Below are 25,376 nucleotides of genomic sequence, written 5' to 3'. Positions count from 1 at the left end.
AATAGTAAAGAAACGAAACATGATTTTTCAATATAACTTGTGCTATGATAACTGTATTTGAAAGGAGTTTTTACTATGAAAAAAATTCTTATTTCTATTATTCAGTTTTATCAGAATTTTATATCTCCATTAACACCACCATCCTGTCGTTTTTACCCGACTTGCTCCCATTATGGTGTGGAAGCAATTAAAGTCCATGGTGCACTTAAAGGAAGCTGGCTTACTATCAAACGAATTTCAAAATGCCATCCGTTTCATCCCGGTGGATTTGACCCTGTTCCCGAGAAAAAACACAAGCATCCTTAATGTTCGTAGCCGTCTATAATCACGTCTAATTTGCCTGTTTTTGGATCAATCACCATACCGTGTACTGGAACATCAGTTGGTAAGAGAGGGTGATTACGAATCGTTTCTACACTATGTTTTACGCTATCCTCCACGCTTGAGAAGCCACGAAGAAAGCGATTTAAGTCGATACCTGAATAGCGAAGCGTTTCAATCTTATCTTCAGAAATGCCTCGGTCCTTCATCTTCTGAATCGTTTTTTGTGCTTGTATGCTTGCCATGCCACAATCATAATGACCAACCACACATACTTCAGCAGCACCTAATTCATATACTGCCACCATAATACTGCGCATAATACTTCCAAACGGATGAGAAACTATTGCTCCTGCCACTTTAATAATTTTCACATCGCCATTTCGAATATTCATCGCTTTTGGTAGTAGTTCAACGAGACGTGTATCCATACATGATATGATAACAAGTTTCTTCTCAGGATACTTATTCGATCTCAATAGTTCATATTCCTTACTTTCTACAAACCCCTTGTTGAATGTTAAAATTTCATCTAGCAACGCCATTATTTATCCCTCCTATTTTCATGTTCTCTCTTATAGAAATGATTGTCAACTATGAAATAAAATAAGCAATAATTCTGATTCTGGTAAAAGACATAATTCCGTCGATTTTTCCACATAACTTTGTAACAAATAAAACGTTTTCAACACCCTTTTTCACTATAAAATGAGTGTAGATAAACAAAAGAAGGAGTTGAAGTTAGACGATGGATGTTCTTATGTTAAGTCGCATTCAATTTGCTGTTACTGTATTTTATCACTTCTTATTTGTACCGCTTACTTTAGGACTCGTTATTCTCGTAGCGATTATGGAAACACAACATGCACGAACTCTTAACCCTATGTACCGAAAGATGGCAGATTTTTGGGGGAAATTATTCACTATTAACTTTGTAATGGGTATTATCACTGGTATTACAATGGAATTCCAATTTGGTACAAACTGGTCTGAGTATTCTAAATATATGGGAGATATTTTCGGAGCTCCACTCGCAATTGAAGCTCTCGCAGCCTTTTTCTTAGAATCTACCTTCATGGGGATTTGGTTATTCGGGAAAGATCGAATTTCCCCTAAGTTCAGAGCTTTCAGCATGTGGATGGTAGCTATCGGAACAAATTTATCTGCAGTGTGGATTATTACAGCAGATGGATTTATGCAACGTCCGGTTGGATACGTGGTTCGAAATGGCCGCGCTGAACTAAATGATTTCTGGGCACTTATTTCTAATTCATATGCTTGGCACATGTTCTTCCATACAGTTGTAAGTGCATACATCGTTGGTTCCTTCTTTGTAATGGCGATTAGTGCTTACCACTTATTACGTAAAAATAATGTTCCATTCTTTAAAACATCATTTAAATACGCATTGATTTTTGGACTTCTTGCTGCAACAGCAACTCCTTTTATCGGTCATGAATCCGGCGTAAATGCTGCGAAAGTACAGCCTGCAAAAGGTGCAGCGATGGAAGCAATTTGGGATACTGGTACTGGACAACCTTTCAATATCATTCAATTCCCTGATGTGAAAAACGAAAAAAATATTGAAGGTCTTAGCATACCAGGTCTAGGTAGCTTCTTCTATACAAGTAGCTTTAACGGCAAAGTTGTTGGTCTTAAAGATATCCCGCAAGATCAACGTCCAAACGTTAACATTGTTTATTACAGTTTCCGTGCAATGGTTGTTCTTGGTGTATACTTTATGCTTCTTACATGGCTTGGCTTCTATTTATACAGAAAAGGAAAACTTGAAACTTCAAGATTATTCTTAAAGTTTACGATGTGGTCAGTTCTTCTTCCTTACGTAGCAATTAACTTAGGATGGATGGTAACAGAAGCTGGACGTCAACCATGGACTGTATACGGACTGATGAAAACATCCGCATCCGTTTCACCAATTTCTATGTCACAAATTATATTCTCAATTGTTAGTTTAGTTGTATTCTATACCTTACTACTTGTAGCAGATGTGTACTTAATGCTGAAATATGCAAAAAAGGGACCTGAAGCCGTTACTGCTTCTGAAGAGGGGGATGTAAACTATGTCTCATGATATGTTAGCCATCATCTGGTTCGGTCTTTGGGGAGTAATTTGGACAGTGTATTTTGTACTTGATGGATATTCACTTGGAACAGGAATGCTGTTTCCTTTCATAACAAAGGATCGGCAGGAACGGAATCAGCTTCAAGAATCAATTGGACCTTTCTGGGGTGGTAATGAAGTTTGGTTAATTACAGCAGGCGGTGCAACATTTGCGGCCTTCCCAGTTACCTATGCAAACATGTTTAGCTACTTATATACGCCGCTTATGCTTATACTATTTTCACTCTTCTTCCGTGCAGCAGGTCTTGAATTTATGCATAAAGAAGAATCACCAAAATGGCAAAGTACATTTAAATGGGCATTTGCCATTGGCAGCTTTTTAATCGCCCTATTATTCGGAGTAGCGTTTGCGAATCTATACTACGGCCTATTAATTGGTCAAAATGGATATGAAGGAACATTACTCAGTCTTCTTCATCCTTATGGTTTACTTGGTGGTATTCTATTCGTCGCAATCTTCACTCTTTCAGGTGCACTATGGACGATATTGAAAACAACAGGAGAAGTGGCAGATCGGTCCTATAAGATAGCAAGACCAGCATCTATGGTTTCAGCCATCTTGCTTGCTATCTTCTTCGTTGCAACTGCAAATCGAACTAAGCTATTTGAAAATTCCAATCAATACCCAGTTCTTTATTTACTACCAATCCTAGCTATGCTTCTAAGCATACTTGCTATCTGGATGGTGGCAAAGAAAAAAATCGGATTAGCCTTTACTTCCGTAGCTTTAACAATCACTATGTTTATGGCAACAGGCTTTGCAGGAATGTTCCCAAGAATGCTTCCTTCTCGCATTAATGATGTATTTAGTACAACATTATACAATGCATCAGGTAGCCAGTTAACCCTACAAATTATGTTCGTTGTAGCTATTATCATGGTACCAATTGTTATCGGTTATCAAATATGGAGCTATACCGTTTTCAAAGAAAAGATTACTAAAAACTCAGCAAAGGGATATCATTAATACTCCTTAGTAGAGGAAAAGCGCATGACATGATGTCATGCGCTTTTCTTATGTAAAATGACGCGTATGCATCGTAATGGTTTCTAATCGTTTTTGATTTATTTCATAGCCTAACCCGTTTAGAGTTGAAACAGTTACCTTTCCGTTTTTCACCGTAACCTCTGGACAAATAATATCCTCTTCCCAGTAACGTGCCGATGCGGAAATATCTCCTGGAATCGAAAAGTTAGGCAAAGTACTGAGGGCTATATTTTGAGCTCTAGAAATTCCGGTTTCAATCATTCCTCCGCACCAAACAGGAATATGTTGTTCCATGCAGAAATCATGAATACGAATTGCTTCTGTTAACCCACCGACCCGTCCCGGTTTTACATTAATAATTTGGCAACTCCCTAACCGAATGGCTACCCTTGCATCTTCTAGTGTATGAATGCTTTCATCTAGGCAAATAGGCGTTTCAATTTGCTGTTGAAGAGTAGCATGATCAAGAAAATCATGATCCCCAAGCGGCTGCTCAATCATCATCAGCCTAAATTCATCTAATCGCTTCAACTTATTTAGGTCATTTAAGGTATAAGCTGAATTCGCGTCTACCATGAGAGGGATGTCTGGAAATTCCTTACGAATACCTGAAACAATTTCATAGTCTCGGTCTGGTTTTATTTTTACTTTAAATCGTTTGTAGCCATCTCTTGCATATTGTTCAATATGTCGTAGCATTACAGGCAATGAATTCAGCCCAATCACAACCCCAACTTCAATCTCCTCTTTTAAACCACCTAGTGCACCTTTTAACGATTGATTTGTCTGTTGTGCATACAAATCCCATAGAGCACCTTCTATGCCCGCCTTCGCCATATGATTACGTTTTACTTGCCATAGTTTCTGAACATCACTCGGATGTGCAAGCGGAGTTCGAAGCAAGGCAGGAATTAAATAGTCAGTTAGCATATGCGATGCAGTTTGAATTGTTTCTTCTGTATACCAAGGCTGTGAGAATGCGACAACCTCTCCCCAGCCGCTTCTACCGTCTTCATCATGTAATTGGATTAAAATACTTTCTCGCTCCTTGTACAAGCCGTAACTCGTCTGAAACGGAGTAACCAGGTTCATATTTGTGTAATAGAGTGTCACGCGCTGAATGTTCATCGTAAGAGTCCCTTCAACTCACGGCGTAATAGCTTATTGGATGCGTTGCGCGGTAATTCATTAACATAGTAAATGTGTTTGGGAACTTTATAACGGGCAAGCCGTTCTTGGCAAAATACTAATAGATCTTTCTCAGTTAGTTCCTTTTCTACTTTTACAAAAGCGACTGGGACTTGTCCCCAATTTTCATCGTCAATCCCCACCACGCCTGCCTCTAAAACGAGTGGATGAGCAAGAAGAACCTCCTCGATTTGTGCAGGATAAATGTTTTCCCCGCCCGAAATTATCAAATCATTGCGGCGGTCTAATACATATAAAAATCCTTCTTCATCTGAATATCCGATATCTCCTGTATGCAGCCATCCATCTACAATACTCTGTTTCGTCGCATCATCCTGTTTCCAATATCCATTTGTTACATTTGGGCCTTTTACTACAATTTCACCAGCTTCACCTGCTGACAGCGTCTTTCCATCCTTTTCAATTCGAAATTGACAAGGAAATAAAGGCTTCCCAGCTGATCCTACCTTTAAAAGCATATAATCGCTAGATAATGTACAAATTTGCGATGCAGTTTCAGTCATACCATACGATTGAAATACAGGAATATGCTTTTCTACACAAGCCTCAAGAAGCGGCTTCGGTGCAGGACCTCCCCCAAGCAATACACAGCGAAGGGTTTTCGGATAATCTTGATTTAAGAGTAACCGAATCATATCGGTAAGAACCTTTGAAACAACAGAAATCATCGTAATATCACATTGTAACAACTTCTCATTAATTTGATTTGCATCTGCCCGTTTTAAGATGACAATGCGCATGCCGTAGATAACATTTTTCAATAAAATAGATAACCCACCCACATGAAAAAACGGTAAGCAAGCTAACCAACAATCTTTCTCTGTAAGACCTAAGTTTAAGGCAGATCCAACCGCACTCCACCAATGATTTCCATAGGTTAGCTTCACACCCTTTGGATTACCAGTGGTACCTGATGTGTAAATGATTGTCATCGTTTCCTCTTCCGCAAATTCTTCCATAAAAGGAACAGCAACGGAAGGTAAAGCAAGTAGCTGTTCATATGTATACTTATATATACGATGGTTATCTACCATGATATGCTGATTGTCATCTGTTATAAGTAGATGTACTTCAGCATTCTCTATTTGCCAAAAAAGCTCTTCCTGTGAAAGCCGTGTATTTAGTAAAACAGCAATTGCGCCTATGTATGATAGTGCATGGATTACATATACCATTTCAATACTGTTTCTCATTAAAACGGCAACATGATGTCCCTTGCCTACTCCAGCGAAAGAAAGATGCTCAGCAAGAGAAGCTACCCGTTTATCTAAATCACGAAAGGTCAGTACCTGATTTCCCTCTTCGAGTGCAATTCGCTCCGGTGTTAAAAAAGCACGCTGCTTTAACCAGTTTGGCATCATTTTCATCCTATCCCCTTCTTTCTAGAACCATTTTCTATATGTATTATTATATACCAACAAAAAAACTGGCACTCAAATGAGCACCAGTCCTTATTATCTTATCATCAAGGAAAACGAGGAAATTGTCCGAAATCTGGTGAACGTTTTTCCTTAAAGGCATCGCGTCCTTCTTTTGCTTCATCTGAAGTATAGTAAAGAAGTGTTGCATCACCTGCTAATTGTTGAATACCTGCTAGACCATCCGTATCAGCATTAAATGCAGCCTTCAAGAAGCGGATTGCCATCGGACTTTTTTCTAGAATTTCTTCTGCCCATTGTACCGTTTCATCTTCTAATTGTTCTAATGGTACTACTTTATTTACAAGACCCATATCTAGAGCTTCCTGTGCACCGTATTGACGGCATAAGTACCAAATTTCACGTGCTTTCTTATGTCCTACGATACGTGCTAAGTAACCAGCACCATATCCACCGTCAAAGCTTCCTACCTTCGGACCAGTTTGTCCAAAGACAGCATTTTCAGCTGCAATGGTTAAGTCAGCTACAATATGAAGAACATGACCACCGCCGATTGCATAACCTGCAACCATCGCAATAACTGGTTTTGGAATTGCACGCATTAGGCGTTGCAAATCAAGCACGTTTAAGCGAGGGATTTGATCATCTCCAACGTATCCACCATTGCCGCGAACCTTTTGGTCTCCGCCGGAACAAAATGCACGTCCGCCTTCACCTGTTAAAATAATAACGCCAATATTTTCATCATCGCGAGCACGCGCAAATGCATCGATCATTTCCATAACGGTTTTTGGTCGGAATGCATTATGCACATGAGGGCGATTGATAGAAACCTTAGCAATACCATTGTATGTAGAATAAATGATATCTTCATATGAACCTTGAATATTCCACTCTCTTGTCATCAAATTACCTCCTAATTCGTCAAACTATTCAAAAATCCCATTACTATTGTATCAAACTTTTCCGGTTGTTCCACATGAATTGCATGGCCTGCATCAGAAATTTGTATAAACTTTGCATTTGGCAGCATATGTTCCATACGTGATAGAATCCCTATAAACTTTTTATCATATTCACCGCAAAGAAGTAATACAGGCATTTGAAACTTATGTAACTGATGCCACCAGGAAGGCTGAACTCCTGTCCCCATACCTCGTAAGCTATTTGCAAGTCCAATCTCATTGTTTCGCAATCGTTCATTACGAAGACGATCACGAGATGATTTTGATAAATGTTTTTGCGAAGCAAACAATGGAACCTCTTCCCATTTGTCAACAAAAGCGGGGATACCAGCTGTTTCAATAAAATCTGCTAGCTTACGATCTTTTTGCACACGTGCTTTCCGTTCTTCCTTTTCTTCTAAACCTGCAGTCGTACTTTCTAAAACGAGGGAACAAACCCGCTTAGGATACAAACTTGCAAATGTAATGGCAAGCCTTCCCCCCATGGAATAACCAAGAATATGTACCTGCTCTACATGCAGACGATCTACTAACATACATAAATCCTGTGCAACTACTTCTATATTGTACCGTGCTTCATCTACTGGATGCTCCGTTTTTCCATGTCCTAGCAAATCAACGGCGATCACACGAAAGTGTTTGCTCCATGAAGAAAGAAAGGACTGCCATGTTTCTTTGCTTCCCGTAAAACCGTGCAGAAGAAGAAGGGGCTCCCCCTCGCCAATCTCTTCCACATCGTACATAACCCCGCCAAGTTTAATCATGCCGCAACACATTGTCAATTTCCTTCGATATGGTTGTCCAAAGATCACGGTGCATACGCATATTACTTTCACGATCAGTCCGCCATTCGATAACATGGAGTCCCTGTAGGGCTATTCCATCCTTCACGTATTCACGAAATTGCTGCCATGATTGCGGGCGACTGAATGTACCGCCATACATCTTAACTACATGTTCATAATCTAAACCAAGCGGCGTTCCAAATAATGTTTCAAAATGTTTCTGTTGCTCATGCTGTGGAAGAAAAGAAAAGATTCCACCTCCATCATTATTCACGATAACAATCGTCGCATTCAGTTGATGAAGTTTCGCCGCAAGCAAGCCATTTAAATCATGATAAAAGGCTAAATCACCAATAACAAGAACAAGAGGTTCAGACGAAATACTTGTACCAAGTGCAGTGGAGATAACACCATCAATTCCATTTACACCACGATTTGCGTAGATAGTAAGCTCCTTGTCCTCATTGAGTAAAAAGGTATCTGCATCTCGAATTGGCATACTATTGCTCAGAAATAACGCTCCCTTGTCTGGAAGCAAATGTGCAACTTCTGTAATAACCTTACCTTCAAATGGGTGTTCATCATCTTGAACGGCAAGAAGATGTTTCTTGGACACTTGATTGATCATCTTCCAAGAGCGAATCCAATTGCTTTCCCTTTTCTCTTTAGTCTTTTCCGCTAATTCCTTACAAAATTGTGTTTCATTCGCATGAATCATTTCATTCGTTATACGCCCTGGATCTCGCCATGCGACAGCTTCGTCAACCGTAATATGTAAAGCTGCATCTTGCTTGCTAATAAATTGTGAAAGTGCTTTTGAAACAGGCATTGCGCCGAGACGAATGACTACATCAGGTTTCCAATTGGATGAGATGCTTTCATTTCGTAAAAACGTATCATAACAATCGATAATAAATGTTTTATCATGGTATCCGCATCGAAGTTGTGATAATGAATCTGCAAGAATTGGATATTGTAATGTTCGGGCCAATTCCGTAACAGCCTGTGCCAGCAAGGGATCATTTTGATCTCCACAAACGATTATTCCTTTATCCAAATAACTTAAGCGATTTGCTAAAGTCTCAACATAATGCTTAGATGGAACACGAATACTTGTTTCATCCATTTCCAGACTAGACACTTTCCCTTTATTCCATATATCTGGTAATGAAAAATCCGGTAATAGCGGCTCACGAATTGGAAAATTTAAATGAACAGGTCCGTTTGGTACGTCTTTACTAAGCATAATAGCTCGCTTTGCTGAAGAACGGATATAACGATACATCTTATCTGATGACTCAGGAAGTGCAAGTTCAAATGATTTTTTTACAAATGAACCATAAAGCTCAATCTGATTCATTGCTTGTGGTGCTTCTACGTCGCGCAGCTCGTGAGGACGATCCGCGGTTAATACTAAAAGTGGTACACGAGAATGAAATGCTTCGCATACAGCAGGAAAATAATTTGCTGCTGCCGTACCTGAAGTACAAAGCAAGACAACAGGCTGTTTTTTTGCTTTTGCCATACCAAGTGCAAAAAAAGCAGCTGAACGCTCATCTACATGTAAATATGTAGTAATGTCTGCATGCTCAGCCATTAACAAGGCTAACGGTGTTGAACGGGAACCAGGGCTAATGACAACATCGCGTACATGTAAGTACGCGAGTTCATCAACAAACGATCCCAAATAATAGGTCAATGCTTCTGTATGACTCATTCTGTGTTTCCTCCTAAGGCCGTAAGCATAGGCTTAAACTTCATTTTTGTTTCTTCATATTCGAGTTCAGCCTTCGAATCTGCTACAATGCCACATCCTGCAAACAAAGTAATATAATTTCCTTTAATTAAACCCGAACGTATGCCTACTGCAAATTCTCCGTTTCCTTCGCTGTCTAACCAGCCAATTGGGCCGCCATATAAACCACGATCAATCTGTTCCTGCTGACGAATCATTCTCATCGCCTCATTACGAGGCGTTCCACCTAGCGCAGGAGTTGGATGCAACTTTTCAACCATAGTCAATAAACTGCTTGTACCACTTGCTTCAACGGGTGTATACAAATGAATCAAATGTTTTGTTTTCATAATACCCGGTGTTTGCGGAATGACTATGTTTTCACATACTTCTTCCATCATCTTTCGTATACTATCAACAACATATCCATGCTCAATTCGGTTTTTTTCATCATATAATAATTCTTTTGCATTTCGTTCATCTTCTTCTGCCGTTTTTCCCCGACCAATTGAGCCAGCAAGACACATTGAAGTATACTTTGTTCTCTCCTTTTTAACTAATCGCTCAGGAGTTGCTCCTAAAAAACATGATCCATTATAATCAACCGCAAATACATAGCAACCAGGTTGACCGATTCGAAGTGCCTCCAGCACATTAGCTGAATCTACTTCACGATCCGTTTCCAATTTCATTTCGCGCGCTAAAACAACCTTAGGAACATTCTTTTCTTCCATTTCCGTCTGAACTGCGGTTACTGTTTGAACCCAGTCCTCAAGCTTTCCCTCGTGCTTACGTATATAAGAAACGGTATGATCAGATAATGGCTCCTTACTTAGCTGAAGTAAATGATGGACTGCTTCTTTCATTTCTTCATTCAAATCTTGTGCGTGATCATCTTTACGTGCAATTTTATTTATAGTTAACCACGCTTCACCATCCTTTAATGTAATCATAAAGGACGGTAGCCATAATGTGGAATCGGAATATGAGTTCCACGTTTCTGTTTTTTCCTGTAACGGATCAAACGTGAACCCACCGAACAACAGCGGTCCCGTTCCGAATGCATATGGAGAGTGGTCTATACTTACTTTCTCCCACAAGTTTTGAATTTCATGAAAACGCTTTTTTGAAGATGCAGTAAATGTTAAAACAGATCCTATTCCTGCCATGGTAATACGCTGGGTAGGATCGGACCAATAAAAGCGCTCCTTATATCCTAATTTTCGTCCGGCTGCATAAAAAAGGAGTGGATCAATCCATTCCACTTGTTTAACCGTACTTATAATCATTTCTTCTCGTGTATCTACAGCAGTGAGGAGCGATTGCTGCATTCTGTGTTGTTTCATATCGATCATATGTGTCTCCTCCTTACGAAAAAACTCTACTTAAGTTTAATTTACACCCCTAATAAAAGCCGTGTCAATCATTAGCATTTTAGTAAGAAACCATGTCGTTTCCTATAAATTAAACATTGACACTACTCATGGCTTTTCCTACACTTAATTGTGTACTTATTATGAACTGGGGGATTCAAACATATGAAAGCAGAAGCGAATTCTTCGTTAACGCATACTACAACAAAGCAAAGTCGTTTTAAAGTATGGTGGAACTTACTTCGTCCTCATACCCTTACTGCATCCTTTGTTCCCGTTTTAATCGGAACTGTATATGCTTTGCAAATGATGGGATCAATGAAAATCAATCTTCCTTTATTTATCATTATGCTACTAGCATGTATGCTCATTCAAACGGCCACGAACCTTTTTAATGAATATTTTGATTTCAAAAGAGGACTGGACAATGAAAAATCCGTCGGCATTGGCGGTGCGATTGTCCGCGAAGGATTTAAACCGACTACCGTCCTATATTTAGCGTATGGATGCATTGCATCTGCTTTGTTATTAGGAATTATTATTTGTATACAAAGTAGCTGGTGGCTTGCATTGGTTGGCATAGTCAGTATTATAGTTGGATATTTGTATACAGGGGGTCCCATTCCGATTGCCTACACACCTTTTGGTGAACTTACTTCGGGATTATTTATGGGGATTGTTATTATCGGAATTTCATTCTTTATTCAAACAGGGGAAGTTACAAGCAACTTAATTTTAATTGCCATACCAGCTTCTCTTTTAATTGGATCGATTCTATTAGCGAATAATATTCGCGATCTTGACGGAGATAAAGAAAATGGTCGGAAAACATTAGCTATTCTTGTGGGAAGAAAAAATGCAATTTTTGTTTTAGGAACAATATTCTTCATATCCTATGCGTGGGCGTTATTTCTACTATTTAGTGGAATTGTATCTCCTTGGATCTTAGTCGTATTCCTAAGCCTTCCGCAAGCCATTTCTGCAGTAAGAGGATTTATCGGAAAAAGCTTGCCTGCCGAGATGATGCCAGCAATGATTGCCACTTCAAAAATGAACACAATCTTTGGGTTTTTATTTGCTATAGGTCTGTTACTTGGATTTTTCCTATACTAAACGACTCAATGGAAAAGGCAGCTAGAGATAGCTGCCTTTTTTTCGTTTCAACACCTTTCCTTATAATTTTGATACGGTTGCAAATACTAGTACCAATATAAAAAAAAGGAAGGTGCCTTAATGCTAACTCCAAGACAAATTGAACATTTTAAACGAGTATTAACCCATGAAAAGGAAGAACTAGAAAGAAGTATTTCTAATCGTGAAACTGAAGATCGACAAACGCATAGTGAATCCATAGGAGAACTCTCCCTTTACGATAACCATCCTGGAGATATTGCCACTGAATTGTACGAGCGGGAAAAAGACTTTGGTTTACTGGAATTTCACCATAAACAACTAGAGGATGTTAAGTATGCGTTAGCACGAATAGAAGCTGGCAATTATGGCATTTGTGAAGTATCCGGTGAAATCATACCACTTGAGCGACTAGAAGCCATGCCAACTGCAGTAACAACTAAGGAACACGCCAACGATCGCTTATTAAAAGATAGCAGACCAGTAGAAGAAGAAATCATTACACCTGTAGTAACGAAGAAACAACGAGACTCCTTTATCGGTTATGATGAAGAAGATGCATGGCAAGATGTAGCAAGTTATGGAAGTTCTGATACTCCTTCAGATTTAAGTGGGCAAGACTATAAAGAATTTAATACGATGTATACAGATAGTGATGAGCCTAGAGGTGTTGTTGAGGATTTTGAAAATTTTATCGGAACAGATATATATGGGAAGAATCCAAAAGCATATCTGGGAGATGATCATGAAGCATATGAACAAATGTTAGACAATGATGAGGTTTCTCCAACAAACAACAAGATAAAACATAAGTAGTTTCGTTATAAAAAAAGTAGAGCTAACTACCAGCCCATTCCTATTTCGCTGGTAGTTAGTTGAATCAATATGATTCAATCCCTACAAAAAGAGCATTTCACCAAAGCGAAATGCTCATAACTTTTTATTTTTTTACAACGTTAGCAGCTTGAGGTCCACGGTTTCCTTCAACGACTTCAAAAGTAACTTCTTGACCTTCTTCTAAAGTTTTAAATCCTTCACCTTGAATAGCAGAGAAGTGCACAAATACATCATTACCGTCTTCTCCTTGAATAAATCCATAGCCCTTTTCACCATTAAACCATTTTACTTTACCCACTTGCATTGTATTACCTCCTAAAATTGAAAAAATAAAACTAATTGCGCTACATACGAAGGAAGAAAATAAAGAAATTGTTCAAGTCTAGCATGCTAAGAACATGAGAAATTTGACCTACTTCCGTACCAGTATATGCAGTTCAATAGTACTTTTAATGTATCATAATTAAATAAATTCCGTCAAACAAATAATGTGTGTAATGGAAATATTAACAAAAAATTCATTTTTTCTCGGTTGTTCTTTCGTTACAATAGAATTGGTACATTTATTTTTGAATAGAGAGGAGATAATCCATGAGATCCCATGAGATTGACTATAAGTTGTATGGCGATGATATGCAGTTTGTTCAAATTGAACTGGACCCTCAAGAAAGTGTAGTTGCCGAAGCTGGCGCACTTATGATGATGGAAGACGGCATTACAATGGAAACTATTTTCGGAGATGGCTCCGAACAAAAGGGGCTTTTTGGTAAGATACTTGGTGCTGGAAAACGAATGGCAACCGGAGAAAGCCTGTTCATGACAGTATTTACAAATACCGATAATGCAAAGCGTTCTGTCTCCTTTGCAGCATCTTATCCAGGGAAAATTATCCCTATTGACTTAAGTCAATACAATGAGAAATTAATTTGCCAAAAAGATGCCTTTCTTTGTGCAGCAAAAGGAGTTTCTATTGGCGTTGAGTTTACTAAGAAACTTGGTACTGGATTCTTCGGGGGCGAAGGATTTATTATGCAAAAACTTGAAGGTGACGGCTTAGCATTTATTCATGCAGGCGGCACAATTTTTCAAAAAGAGCTGCAACGCGGGGAGCGACTTCGCGTTGATACAGGTTGCTTAGTAGCATTAACGAAAGACGTACACTACGATATCCAACTTGCAGGAAATGTGAAAACAGCATTGTTTGGTGGTGAAGGGTTATTTTTTGCTACACTAGAAGGACCTGGTACCGTTTGGGTTCAATCCCTCACATTGAGTCGTCTTGCACAGCGTATTAATGGATCGGCTGGAGTAAAAACCGATGAAGGTAGCGTTCTTGGCGGATTGGGACGTTTGATTGACTAACGAATGGATTATATTGAGCCTTCATATAATGTAGTGTTGCTTTCATGTAAGCAACACTACACTCATATGGGAGGTTCTTCCTTGCTCACATTTTCTACCATCGACAAAGACCTAAGCTTTTTACTTGCGAATTGCTGCGCATTAACCTATGAGCAGAATAGACAAGATGGTCACTTTTCTATTCCGGATGGATTTCAATATGTTTTAGGCTTCAAGGCAAAGGCAATTGAGGCGTTGGAATGGTTTGGCTTTATTCTAGAATCAGATGATTATATTATTGTTGCCTTTCGCGGTACACAATCTGATCCAGATTGGATTGCAGATTCTTTAGTCAATCAACGGGAATATCCATATACCCCAAACAGCGGCAATGTTCACAGTGGCTTTCTTTCTATATATGAAACGTGTCGTGACACCATTATGGATACACTAGCTACTCTTTCCTCAGATAAATCTCTTCTGATAACTGGTCATAGTTTAGGGGGAGCACTTGCTGTCCTCCACATGTTAGATGCCAGAGTCAATACTTCGTTTAGCAAATATATTCTCTATAACTTCGGTGCTCCAAAAGTAGGAGATCTTGCATTTCGAAACTATTATAACCTACAGGTTGCAAACAGCATTCGATTTGTCAATTTATTTGATATTGTTCCTCTTTTGCCCCCAAGAAATGTGAAGATTGAAAAAATCAATCGTATATGGGAGTATTACCATATAAATCATGCCGTAACCTTTACTTCTAACTTAGGATCCATTACTAAAAATCATGATATTTCATCCTACATGAATGCTATACAAACATGGGCATAAAAAAAACAGGTGCTTATAGGCACCTGTTCCCTCAAAAAATCGGTTTGATATTCCATATTTCATCTGCATATTGCTTAATGGTACGATCACTCGTGAAATATCCTGACTTTGCAACATTCGTTATGCTCATCTCTAACCATTTCTTGCGATCTTGATAGGCTTTTCCCACTTTTTCCTGCACATCTATATACGGAGCAAAATCTCGTAATACAAAATATTCATCATTTTGTGTGATGAGAGAATCATAAATGGTTCCAAATTCATCATCCCCATCAGAGAAAAATCCATTTACAAACTGATTCACAACTTTTGTAATTCGTAGATCATGATGATAATAATCACTTGATCGATATCCACCATTGCTGTAATAATGTAGCACTTCTTCAGCTGTAAGCCCGAAAATAAATATGTTTTCATCCCCGACTTCATCGCGTATCTCGACGTTAGCACCGTCAAGAGTTCCAACAGTAATCGCCCCGTTCATCATAAACTTCATATTTCCTGTTCCAGAAGCTTCCTTACTAGCTGTTGAAATTTGCTCACTTACGTCAGATGCTGGGAAAATTTCTTCTGCAAGAGATACACGGTAATTTTCTAAAAAGATAACTTTCAAAACACTATTTGTTTGCGGATCATGGTTGACCTTAACAGCGATATCATTTATCAATTTAATAATTTTCTTTGCATAATAATAACCTGGAGAAGCCTTAGCTCCAAATATAAAGGTACGTGGTTGCATTGTAAACGTTGAATCCTCTTTTAACCGATTGTATAAATACATGATATGAAGTACATTCAAAAGCTGGCGTTTATACGCATGGAGTCGTTTTACTTGTACATCAAAAATAGACTGTGTATCAATGACAATGCCTGTCTTTTGTAATATACGCTGTGCTAACTTTTCTTTACGAAGCTTCTTTACAGCCTCGAATTCCTGTAAAAATGAAGCATCCTTTTTATATGCTAATAAAGATTTGAGCTTTGTTGGATCTGCTATCCAATCAGAACCAATACTATCTACTAATAGCTTTGTAAGTTCCGGGTTGGCTTTTAATAACCATCTTCTATGCGTAATTCCATTCGTTTTATTATTAAACTTATTTGGATAAAACTCATGAAACAATCGCATCTCCCGCTTCTTCAAAATCTCTGTGTGAATGTGTGCCACACCATTTACACTATGACTACCCACAACAGCAAGATGTGCCATTTTCACAAGACCATCAGCGATAATAGCCATATTCTCAATTCGTTTCCAATCATAAGGATACCGATTCCATAAATCACGACAAAATCTTTCATTAATTTCATTCACAATCATGAAAATACGTGGCAGAAGTGGCTGAAAAATATGAATCGGCCACTTTTCAAGTGCTTCTGAGAGAGTAGTATGATTGGTATATGAAATAGTATTCATCGTAATGTACCATGCTTCATCCCAATCCATGCGTTCCTCGTCTAGCAACACTCGCATTAATTCAGGAATAGCAAGCACGGGATGTGTATCGTTAATATGAATGGCTACCTTTTCATGTAGATTCTTTAATGTACCATTGCGATCCTTATGCAGACGTATAATATTTCGTAAACTAGAAGAAACAAGAAAATATTGCTGCTTCAAACGAAGTATTTTTCCTTCGTCATGCGTATCATCTGGATACAAAAATTCAGATACAGATTCCGTTTCTCGCTTATAAACGAGTACATTTTTATTATTCGGCGGGAATGGCGTAGGCTCCGCACTCCACAGACGAAGTGTATTCACGGTATCCGTATGATACCCAACAATAGGTACATCATACGGAATCGCCATAATTGTCTCCGGATTGTTATGATAAAATTCTAGTCTTCCATTCACGTTCGAGGACTCTACTTGTCCCCAAAAGTTAACTTCCACTGCCTGATCTTGTCTCCGCAGTTCCCATACATTCCCATTTCGTAACCATTGTTCTGGCAGCTCAACTTGGTATCCATCCACTATTTTTTGATCAAATAAACCGTGTTTATACCGAATACCAAAACCATGTCCTGGAAGGTTAAGTGATGCAAGTGAATCCAAGAAACAAGCTGCAAGGCGCCCTAAACCGCCGTTTCCTAATCCTGCATCTGATTCGTTCTCTTCCAATTCATCTAAACTAATTCCTAGATCTGCTAACCCTTCTCTGCTTATCTCTAAAATATCTAAATTCAATAAATTGCTACCAAGTAATCTTCCAAGTAGAAATTCAATGGATAAATAATAGGTTTGTTTATTGTTATCTGTTCGGATTTTTTCATTCGTATCAATCCATCGTGAACTAATATATTCTCGCACCATATGACCTAGTGTGTTGTACTGATCACGAGTCGTAGAGTCTTTAAAGCTTTTCCCATACGTCGTTTCCAACTTTTCTAAAAATGCAGCTTTGAAGCCCTCTTTACTTGAGAACATCCTATTCACTCCTGTCAACTAGTTCTTCATATAGGGATAGATACTTTTGTGCTGATGCTTTCCAGCTATAATCTTGACTCATCGCCCCTGTTACAAGCTTGGTCCATTTGTCCGGTTGATGATAATAATACAATGCACGTCGAACCGTATATAACATATCGTGAGCATTAAAATTCTTGAAACTAAATCCATTTCCTGTTTCTTCTATTTCATCAAAGGACTGGACAGTATCATTTAATCCACCTGTTTCTCTTACAACTGGAATAGATCCGTAACGCAGTGCAATAAGTTGTCCAAGCCCACATGGTTCAAATAAGGAAGGCATAAGAAAAATATCTGACCCTGCATAAACATGATGAGCAAGTGATTCATTGAATCCAATATACACCTTAACTTTTTCTGGATATAAATAGGCCATATAGTTAAAGAAATCCTCATATTCACGGTCACCGGATCCAAGTACTATAAATTGAACATCCTCTTGCATCATTTCATGAAATACATGACGGACTAAATCAATTCCTTTTTGCTTCGTAAGACGTGTCACCATAGCAATGACTGGTGTATGTACCTTTTCAGGTAGCCCAAATTGACGTTGCAATGCCGTTTTATTCAGTTGCTTAGATTCTAAAGAATCCGCATCATAATGTGATGTAATGGATGCATCTGTTTCAGGATTGTAGAATGAATCATCTATCCCATTCACAATACCCTTAAGCTTGTAGTTATTCGCCCGAAGCAAACCATCAAGCTTTTCTCCAAAGAAGGGATATTGAATTTCTTCTTTATATGTTGGACTTACAGCCGTAATTACATCAGATGCCACAATGCCAGCTTTCATAAAATTAATATTCCCATAAAATTCTAAATAATCATTTGAATAATATCTGTCATCTAAACCAAGTAATTCTCCCATTACACTACGAGGAAATATTCCTTGGAATTGCAAATTATGAATTGTAAAAACTGTTTTAATGTTTTCGTACATGGGTAAATGTTTATATTGCTCGCGAAGTAAGAAAGGGATCATTGCTGTATGCCAGTCATGACAGTGCAATACATCTGGAACAAAATCCAGATGCGGAATGCAATTTAGCACCGCTCTGGAAAAATAAGAAAATCGTTCTGCATCATCGTAATGACCGTATAAGGAATCACGTTTAAAGTAGTATTCATTATCAAGTAAATAGTAAGTAATACCATCATACTTTGTTTCTAAAATAGCACAATATTGCTTTCTCCAACCAATTTGGACATATATGACTTTTTTTAAAACACTATTTTGTCTAATATGCCAAGGAATAAGACTGTAATTAGGTAGTATGACTCGGACATCATTGTCTAGTTTTTTTAATTCCTTAGGAAGTGCGCCCGCTACATCTGCTAATCCCCCAGATTTTATAAAGGGGACACACTCGGATACTGCGAATAAAATCTTCACGAATTCATCAGCGCTCCTTGTTCTAATCCTTTTTGTACAACATATGGATACTCGACTTGGTTTTCTTTTGTTATAACCGTTCCATCTGCAATCTTTACATCTTTGTCTAAAATAACTCCATCTAAAATGCAATTTTCTCCAATTACAGTCTTTTGCATAATAATGCTATTTCGAACAACAGATCCTTTTCCAATTTTCACCGAACGGAACAACACGCTGTTTTCTACTTTCCCACCTATAATGCTACCATTAGCAATCATACTATTGCTTACTTTTGCATCCTTGCCATATCTTGTAGGAGGTTCATCTTTTACTTTTGTATAAATAGGGGCTTCATTATGAAACAGTTGTTTCCAGACAGTTGGATTTAATAAAGCCAAACTATTTTCATAATAGCTTTCGATTGAGTCAATGATTGCAACATATTCTTGTGCTTCATATGGATGAATGCGAAGAGAAGTAGGATTATTTCGTACGATATCCATAATGCTCATATTTTCTACGTCTTTATACTCTTGAATTAAATAAAGTAACAATTCCTTCTTTATAATATAAGTTTGTAAAGAGCGATCCTGGTACTGTACTACTGTAATATCTGATTGCATTTCAATGTGACGTAATAATATTGGTTTAAAATTAATGGAGGTTACAATATGTGCTGCTGAAATGACCACATATTCTTGCTTACTTCTTAATAAATAATCGATGTTGCGAAAAAGGTGGAAAAACGATCCAAATTCAACTCTTCCACATCTACTATTTGGGGTAAATACAAATAAACCATCTCGTTTACGGTCTAAGTCCCATTGTTTTCCTGAGCCAAGATGGTCCATAATCGAGCGATTCTCATGTCCAGTAAAAATGGCTACACTGTGTATTCCGGAATTCACCATATTCGATAACATGAAATCGATTAACCGATAACGTCCTCCGAAAGGGAGCGCCGCTAATGAGCGATGTTTCGTTAGTTTACTTAAAGAATCAAATTCATTGGTTGCATTTATTATTCCTAGCATAAATCCTCCTCCTCATTCCTTCTCAAATGTTATTCAGCTTCAGCTACTAGTATTACATCCTCTACATTTTTTAACGGACGAATAATGGCATTATCTTCAATCACCATACCTGGTGCTACAATAGCGCGATCAATCGTTACATTTTTTCCTATTACCGCATCCGGCATAATAACGGAATCCGTAATAACAGATCCTTCTCCGACTAACACGCCTTGAAATAAAACAGAATGCTTAACTTCCCCTTCGACTACACAGCCTTCATTTAAAAGGGATTCTTCAATAGTTGCTGATGGAGCAATATATTGCGGAGGTTGATTTGGATTTACAGAATAAATGCGCCAATTACGATCATACATATTCAATGTAGATTCCTCACTAAGCAAATCCATATTAGCTTCCCATAAGCTTTTAACTGTACCTACATCCTTCCAATACCCTTCGAACGGATACGCTACAACCTTCTTGTTTTCTTCTAATAACAATGGAATAACATCCTTACCAAAATCATTGGTAGATTCAGGATTTCGTGCATCCATTTCTAAAAATTCTTTCAATACAGACCATTTGAAAATATAAATTCCCATGGAAGCCAAATTACTTTTTGGCACCTGAGGCTTTTCATCAAATTCTATAATGTCCATATTTTCGTTCGTATTCATTATACCGAAACGACTTGCTTCATCCCAAGGTACCGTGATAACAGAAATCGAAACATCTGCATCTTTTTCCATATGATAATCAAGCATTTTATCATAGTCCATTTTGTATATATGATCGCCTGACAAGATGAGGACATATTCAGGATCGTATTGCTTCAAATAATTTAAATTTTGGAAAATCGCACTCGCAGTTCCTTTATACCATTTCACGCCTGAGGATTCTGAATAAGGAGGTAGTACAGTAACCCCTCCATCGTTTCTATCTAAATCCCAAGCACTTCCGATTCCAATGTAGGAGTGCAAAACGAGCGGCTGATATTGTGTTAGAACCCCAACTGTTTCGATACCAGAATTGGCGCAATTGCTTAATGTGAAATCAATAATACGATACTTTCCACCGAATGGGACAGCTGGCTTTGCTAAATTCTTTGTTAAAGAACTTAACCGACTACCTTTTCCCCCTGCTAGTAACATTGCTACGCATTTCTTTTTCATTGCCATCGCTCTTCCCCTTCCTTGTTTTCACTGGTCGCAAAATAGAAATGCCAAAAGGCGGTATTGTCATTTCAACATAAGCTGGTTGACTGTGAAATTCCTTATTGACTGGTTTTAATCTTTTTTTATTTATTTGGCCAGAGCCGCCGTATTGAATATCATCACTATTTAAAATTTCATTGTATGAAACATGTAATGGCACGCCAACTTTGTAATTTTCATAAACATATTCTGTAAAATTACAAATGATTACTAATAATTCGTTTTCTTTTGAACCATAACGAATAAACGAAAAGATACTTTGATCACGATTATCTGCATCAATCCATCTGAATCCATCTTGCTTATGGTCCAATTCATATAAAGGCTTAGAGCGTTTATAAATACTCATTAACTCTTTAAAATACACTTGCATCAGTCGATGTAATTCAAACTCCTGCAGATTCCAATCTAAATCATCAAGATCCTTCCATTCATCAAACTGCCCAAATTCCCCGCCCATAAATAGAAGCTTCTTGCCAGGATGCGCAATGAAATATCCATATAAAAGTCGCAGTTGTGCAAACTTTCTCCAGTAATCCCCTGGCATCTTATTTAGGAGGGACTTTTTCCCGTGTACAACTTCATCATGAGATAAAGGCAAAATAAAATTTTCTGAATATGCATATAGCTGTGAAAATGTAACTTTATCATGAAGATGCTTGCGATATTGAGGCTCACATTCCATATATTTTAAGATGTCATTCATCCATCCCATATTCCATTTATAATTAAAGCCAAGTCCCCCGTCGTAGGTAGGAGCTGTAACAAGCGGCCAATCCGTTGAATCCTCCGCTATCATTAATGCATGGGGGTGCGCTGCATAAACTGCTTCATTTAGCTTTTGTAAGAATAACACGGCATTTTCATTTCGACTGAACTGCCCATTAGCGTTCCAATATAGCATATTTGCTACAGCATCAACGCGAAATCCGTCTATATGATAGTTTTCAAACCAAAATAAAGCATTTGAAATGAGAAAACATTGCACTTCGGGCTTTCCTAAATCGAAGTTTGCAGTTCCCCAAACCGGATTTTCCTGAACATCGAAATCGTAATATTCATATGTGGGTTCTCCGTCAAACATATATAGACCATGTGCATCTTTACAATAATGTCCAGGTACCCAATCTAATAAAACGCCCAATCCGTTTTGATGACATTGATCAATAAAGTACATCAAATCCTCTGGTGTACCGTATCTACTTGTAGGAGAATAATATCCTGTACCTTGGTATCCCCAAGAACGATCGTAAGGATGTTCCACTAATGGCATAATTTCAATATGTGTGAAATGATGCTCCAATACATACGGAATTAATAGATCTACCATTTCTCTATAAGAGTAGAGTGAATCATCATCTTTTTTCTTCCAAGTTCCAAAATGTAGTTCGTATACTGCAAATGGCTCTTCATAAATTGACTTTCGTTTTTTATTACGGAACCACTTGTCATCATTCCACTCAAACTTCCCGATATCATAAACTATGGAGGCAGTATGGGGGCGAAGTTCTGAATAAAACGCATAAGGATCTGATTTTAGAATTGTTTTACCGTATGACGTTTGTATCTCATACTTATATAACTCGTTTTCCCTTAATTGAGGAATAAACAATGACCATATTCCTTCCTCGGTGACTTTAATCATGTGATGTTCTTTTCCAACCCAATTGTTAAAATTTCCTACTACACTAACAGTAGTTGCATGGGGCGCCCAAACAGAAAACACGGTTCCTTCTATTCCATTTTCTGAAGAGAGATGTGCACCAAGCATATTATAACTCTTGTAAAGACTTCCCTCGTGGAACAGATGTATGTCATAATCTGTAGGATGAGTCAAGACCACAGCTTTCACCTCTCAAGTACATAAGATTTCAAATACTATAATTATTATTCTACAAAAGGCTTTCATATTCCTTTTACTAGAGGGGAAAACACGTACTATATTTCATAAAAAAATGCAGATGTTCAAAATATAGACAATAAACTTATATTATGTCTCTATGTGTCTTACAGTGAGAGTTATAACCTCTTTAAAACGAGATGTATTTATTCTGCATATTTATTGAAAGCGTTTCATAATACAGAATCCCGTCCTTTTACGGAAAGAACTATATTATAAAAGTATCTAATTCTAACTAACCAATGTCGATTGATGCTAGATAAAATCATCAGTTATATACATTAATAGTAAATCAGATGTGTAAAGGGAATGTAAGAAAAGGGAAAATTAATTGTAAATACAAAAAATTGTAACAAAAAAGCTTCTCAAAATGAAAAATTTTGAGAAGCTTTTAATAAAACTATACTTTCCCATTTAGTATTATAATACAGGACTCATTGTTTCTTTTAACACTTTTACGGAATGATCAAATTTTTCACGTTCATCTGCATTCATTTCAATTTCAACTACTTCACGTACACCACTACGATTTATAATAGCTGGAACACCAACATATATATCACTTTGTCCATATTCTCCATTTAAATGGGCAGATACTGTTAAGATACAATTTTCATTATTTAAAATCGCCTTTGTAACTCTCATGAGAGCCATGCCGATTCCATAGAATGTTGCACCTTTACGATTAATAATATCGTAAGCAGCATCACGAACATTTACAAATATAGCATCTAAATCTTCTTGACTATACTGTTCATTTTTTAATACTTTTTCTAATTTTTGAACACCAATAGAAGCATGGCTCCATACTGGAAGTTCTGTATCTCCATGTTCACCAACAATATAAGCATGCACGTTACGAGCATCAACGTCAAAATAATCACTTAACATATAGCGGAAACGTGCTGTATCAAGAGTAGTACCAGAACCAATTACGCGTTCTTTAGGTAGGCCAGATTCTTTCCATGTAACATATGTTAAGATATCAACTGGATTTGTAGCAATTAAAAAGATTCCATCAAAACCATTATCCATAATTCCACGAACGATTTGCTTAAAGATTTTTGTATTCTTTTCAACTAAATCTAAACGTGTTTCACCTGGTTTTTGTGGAAGTCCAGCAGTAATAACAACTAAATCTGCATCTTTGCAGTCTGCATAGCTTCCTTTCCAGATCTTTGTTGGAGATGGAGCGAAAGCAATACCATGATTTAAATCCATTGCTTCGCCTTCTGCTTTTGCTTCATTTACATCAACGAGTACAAGTTCTTCTGCTACTCCTTGATTAAGCATTGAATAAGCGTAACTACAACCAACGGCACCAGTTCCGACTAAAACAACACGATTAATTTTTTGTTTCATGTTAAACTCTCCTTTTTTCTCTATGTTTTCTTTATAAATCCATTCATTCTATATTCTGTGTAATTTCTTCTGAACAATTACATTTTAGCATAAATGTTTTTTATTCTATTCTTTTTTTGTGATGTTTTTGTGAATTGATTCACATAAATACTGTGAAGATAGTCAGTGTTTTTTCTGAAGAAAGAAATAAGGTAAGGGCATTACTCCGCTTAAATAGCGGCATAAAGTGGAGATAGATGAAATCTAAAGAAAACATGTAAAAAGAGCCAGCATATGCTGACTCTTAATATGACCCGTACGGGAATCGAACCCGTGATACCGCCGTGAAAGGGCGGTGTCTTAACCGCTTGACCAACGGGCCGTGGCAGAGAAGAAGGGATTCGAACCCTCGCACCGGTTACCCGATCTACTCCCTTAGCAGGGGAGCCCCTTGAGCCACTTGGGTACTTCTCTATATGGCTCCGCAAGTAGGATTCGAACCTACGACCTATCGGTTAACAGCCGATTGCTCTACCGCTGAGCTATTGCGGAATAATTTTTAAATAAATATGGTGGGCCTAAATGGACTCGAACCATCGACCTCACGCTTATCAGGCGTGCGCTCTAACCAGCTGAGCTATAGGCCCTTTAAATAAAAAGCGGGTGATGGGAATCGAACCCACGCTATCAGCTTGGAAGGCTGGAGTTCTACCATTAAACTACACCCGCATAAATGTGAGCCATGAAGGACTTGAACCTTCGACCCTCTGATTAAAAGTCAGATGCTCTACCACTGAGCTAATGGCTCAAAATAAGAAATGCCGACTAGAGGACTTGAACCCCCAACCTACTGATTACGATTCAGTTGCTCTACCAATTGAGCTAAGTCGGCAACACTCTAAAACTACTAAAGTGGCTCGGGACGGAATCGAACCGCCGACACGAGGATTTTCAGTCCTCTGCTCTACCGACTGAGCTACCGAGCCAAATGGCGGTCCGGACGGGACTCGAAC

The 25,376-nt window shown here is 38.0% G+C and carries 21 protein-coding genes and 8 tRNA genes; 7 read left to right on the top strand and 22 right to left on the bottom strand.

The annotated features are described in order from the left end of the window. The first annotated feature begins 75 nt into the window (after positions 1-75). Positions 76-306, top strand: a complete 231-nt coding sequence (gene yidD / locus ACAN53_RS00145) for a membrane protein insertion efficiency factor YidD (RefSeq protein WP_379965229.1) — start codon at positions 76-78, stop codon at positions 304-306. On the opposite strand, the gene ACAN53_RS00140 is transcribed toward yidD, so the two are convergent. After that, positions 303-866, bottom strand: coding sequence for a beta-class carbonic anhydrase (locus ACAN53_RS00140; protein ID WP_379965227.1), 564 nt, complete (start codon positions 864-866; stop codon positions 303-305). The genes yidD and ACAN53_RS00140 overlap by 4 nt on opposite strands. 203 nt (positions 867-1,069) lie before the next feature. On the opposite strand from ACAN53_RS00140, the gene ACAN53_RS00135 reads away from it, so the two are divergent. Both ACAN53_RS00135 and cydB read left to right on the top strand, forming a co-directional pair. Continuing rightward, positions 1,070-2,413 carry a cytochrome ubiquinol oxidase subunit I gene (locus tag ACAN53_RS00135; protein WP_379965225.1) on the top strand — a complete coding sequence of 448 codons (1,344 nt, stop codon included), beginning with the start codon at positions 1,070-1,072 and terminating at the stop codon, positions 2,411-2,413. Further along, on the top strand, positions 2,403-3,431 hold the full coding sequence (cydB, locus tag ACAN53_RS00130; protein ID WP_379965223.1) for a cytochrome d ubiquinol oxidase subunit II: 1,029 nt from the start codon (positions 2,403-2,405) through the stop codon (positions 3,429-3,431). The genes ACAN53_RS00135 and cydB overlap by 11 nt, the downstream gene beginning before the upstream one ends. Before the next feature lie 48 nt (positions 3,432-3,479). Here cydB and menC read toward each other — a convergent pair whose 3' ends face one another. From menC to ACAN53_RS00100, 6 genes are all read right to left on the bottom strand, one after another. Next, a complete protein-coding gene (gene menC / locus ACAN53_RS00125; protein WP_379965221.1) occupies positions 3,480-4,580 on the bottom strand; it encodes an o-succinylbenzoate synthase in 1,101 nt (366 codons plus the stop codon). Then, positions 4,577-6,028, bottom strand: coding sequence for an o-succinylbenzoate--CoA ligase (locus ACAN53_RS00120; protein WP_379965218.1), 1,452 nt, complete (start codon positions 6,026-6,028; stop codon positions 4,577-4,579). Before ACAN53_RS00120 ends, menC begins: the two co-directional genes overlap by 4 nt. A gap of 98 nt (positions 6,029-6,126) precedes the next feature. Continuing rightward, positions 6,127-6,945 carry a 1,4-dihydroxy-2-naphthoyl-CoA synthase gene (gene menB, locus ACAN53_RS00115; protein ID WP_379965215.1) on the bottom strand — a complete coding sequence of 273 codons (819 nt, stop codon included), beginning with the start codon at positions 6,943-6,945 and terminating at the stop codon, positions 6,127-6,129. An 11-nt stretch (positions 6,946-6,956) separates the two neighbouring features. Then, the gene (menH, locus tag ACAN53_RS00110; protein ID WP_379965212.1) at positions 6,957-7,769 is read right to left on the bottom strand and encodes a 2-succinyl-6-hydroxy-2,4-cyclohexadiene-1-carboxylate synthase; all 813 of its coding nucleotides are present in this window, start codon (positions 7,767-7,769) and stop codon (positions 6,957-6,959) included. After that, on the bottom strand, positions 7,762-9,507 hold the full coding sequence (menD, locus tag ACAN53_RS00105; protein WP_379965209.1) for a 2-succinyl-5-enolpyruvyl-6-hydroxy-3-cyclohexene-1-carboxylic-acid synthase: 1,746 nt from the start codon (positions 9,505-9,507) through the stop codon (positions 7,762-7,764). The genes menH and menD overlap by 8 nt, the downstream gene beginning before the upstream one ends. Continuing rightward, the gene (locus ACAN53_RS00100; RefSeq protein WP_379965206.1) at positions 9,504-10,880 is read right to left on the bottom strand and encodes an isochorismate synthase; all 1,377 of its coding nucleotides are present in this window, start codon (positions 10,878-10,880) and stop codon (positions 9,504-9,506) included. The genes menD and ACAN53_RS00100 overlap by 4 nt, the downstream gene beginning before the upstream one ends. 183 nt (positions 10,881-11,063) lie before the next feature. On the opposite strand from ACAN53_RS00100, the gene ACAN53_RS00095 reads away from it, so the two are divergent. Both ACAN53_RS00095 and ACAN53_RS00090 read left to right on the top strand, forming a co-directional pair. Next, positions 11,064-12,011, top strand: coding sequence for a 1,4-dihydroxy-2-naphthoate polyprenyltransferase (locus tag ACAN53_RS00095; protein WP_379965203.1), 948 nt, complete (start codon positions 11,064-11,066; stop codon positions 12,009-12,011). A 120-nt stretch (positions 12,012-12,131) separates the two neighbouring features. Then, positions 12,132-12,845, top strand: a complete 714-nt coding sequence (locus tag ACAN53_RS00090) for a TraR/DksA C4-type zinc finger protein (RefSeq protein WP_379965200.1) — start codon at positions 12,132-12,134, stop codon at positions 12,843-12,845. A 124-nt stretch (positions 12,846-12,969) separates the two neighbouring features. Here the strand turns inward: ACAN53_RS00090 and ACAN53_RS00085 are convergent, their stop codons facing one another. After that, positions 12,970-13,170: a cold-shock protein gene (locus tag ACAN53_RS00085; RefSeq protein WP_379965197.1), complete on the bottom strand. Its 201-nt coding sequence runs from the start codon at positions 13,168-13,170 to the stop codon at positions 12,970-12,972. Between the two features lie 287 nt (positions 13,171-13,457). Between ACAN53_RS00085 and ACAN53_RS00080 the strand changes: the two genes are divergently transcribed. Together ACAN53_RS00080 and ACAN53_RS00075 are read left to right on the top strand one after the other, a co-directional pair. Beyond that, positions 13,458-14,228, top strand: coding sequence for a TIGR00266 family protein (locus ACAN53_RS00080; RefSeq protein ID WP_379965194.1), 771 nt, complete (start codon positions 13,458-13,460; stop codon positions 14,226-14,228). An 81-nt stretch (positions 14,229-14,309) separates the two neighbouring features. Further along, complete coding sequence (locus ACAN53_RS00075) at positions 14,310-15,038, top strand: lipase family protein (protein ID WP_379965191.1); 729 nt, start codon at positions 14,310-14,312, stop codon at positions 15,036-15,038. Between the two features lie 31 nt (positions 15,039-15,069). Here the strand turns inward: ACAN53_RS00075 and ACAN53_RS00070 are convergent, their stop codons facing one another. The 14 genes from ACAN53_RS00070 to ACAN53_RS00005 form a co-directional block, all read right to left on the bottom strand. Next, positions 15,070-17,469, bottom strand: a complete 2,400-nt coding sequence (locus ACAN53_RS00070) for a glycogen/starch/alpha-glucan phosphorylase (RefSeq protein WP_379965188.1) — start codon at positions 17,467-17,469, stop codon at positions 15,070-15,072. Between the two features lies 1 nt (position 17,470). Beyond that, on the bottom strand, positions 17,471-18,910 hold the full coding sequence (glgA, locus tag ACAN53_RS00065) for a glycogen synthase GlgA (RefSeq protein WP_379965185.1): 1,440 nt from the start codon (positions 18,908-18,910) through the stop codon (positions 17,471-17,473). After that, positions 18,907-19,926 carry a glucose-1-phosphate adenylyltransferase family protein gene (locus ACAN53_RS00060; protein WP_379965183.1) on the bottom strand — a complete coding sequence of 340 codons (1,020 nt, stop codon included), beginning with the start codon at positions 19,924-19,926 and terminating at the stop codon, positions 18,907-18,909. Before ACAN53_RS00060 ends, glgA begins: the two co-directional genes overlap by 4 nt. A gap of 29 nt (positions 19,927-19,955) precedes the next feature. Continuing rightward, the gene (locus ACAN53_RS00055; protein ID WP_463323058.1) at positions 19,956-21,086 is read right to left on the bottom strand and encodes a glucose-1-phosphate adenylyltransferase; all 1,131 of its coding nucleotides are present in this window, start codon (positions 21,084-21,086) and stop codon (positions 19,956-19,958) included. Further along, positions 21,034-22,965 (bottom strand): 1,4-alpha-glucan branching enzyme, encoded by a 1,932-nt coding sequence (glgB, locus tag ACAN53_RS00050; RefSeq protein ID WP_379965180.1) that lies wholly within the window; start codon positions 22,963-22,965, stop codon positions 21,034-21,036. Before glgB ends, ACAN53_RS00055 begins: the two co-directional genes overlap by 53 nt. Before the next feature lie 477 nt (positions 22,966-23,442). Continuing rightward, the gene (locus tag ACAN53_RS00045) at positions 23,443-24,384 is read right to left on the bottom strand and encodes an L-lactate dehydrogenase (protein ID WP_379965177.1); all 942 of its coding nucleotides are present in this window, start codon (positions 24,382-24,384) and stop codon (positions 23,443-23,445) included. 289 nt (positions 24,385-24,673) lie between these two features. Beyond that, positions 24,674-24,745: transfer RNA gene (locus ACAN53_RS00040), tRNA-Glu, on the bottom strand. Position 24,746: 1 nt separating this feature from the next. Then, positions 24,747-24,837 (bottom strand) — tRNA-Ser (locus ACAN53_RS00035). A gap of 3 nt (positions 24,838-24,840) precedes the next feature. Further along, positions 24,841-24,915, bottom strand: a tRNA-Asn gene (locus tag ACAN53_RS00030). Positions 24,916-24,933: 18 nt separating this feature from the next. After that, positions 24,934-25,010 (bottom strand) — tRNA-Ile (locus ACAN53_RS00025). An 11-nt stretch (positions 25,011-25,021) separates the two neighbouring features. Then, positions 25,022-25,092 (bottom strand) — tRNA-Gly (locus ACAN53_RS00020). Between the two features lie 7 nt (positions 25,093-25,099). Beyond that, a tRNA-Lys gene (locus ACAN53_RS00015) sits at positions 25,100-25,171 on the bottom strand. Between the two features lie 11 nt (positions 25,172-25,182). Next, positions 25,183-25,255: transfer RNA gene (locus ACAN53_RS00010), tRNA-Thr, on the bottom strand. 21 nt (positions 25,256-25,276) lie between these two features. Continuing rightward, positions 25,277-25,349 (bottom strand) — tRNA-Phe (locus ACAN53_RS00005). Between the last annotated feature and the right edge of the window lie 27 nt (positions 25,350-25,376).

It is taken from the genome of Ectobacillus soli, from assembly GCF_042610425.1.
GTDB lineage: Bacteria > Bacillota > Bacilli > Bacillales > Bacillaceae_G > Ectobacillus.
Note: the sequence above shows the minus strand (reverse complement) of the source record. Positions and strands in the feature narration are given on the sequence as shown.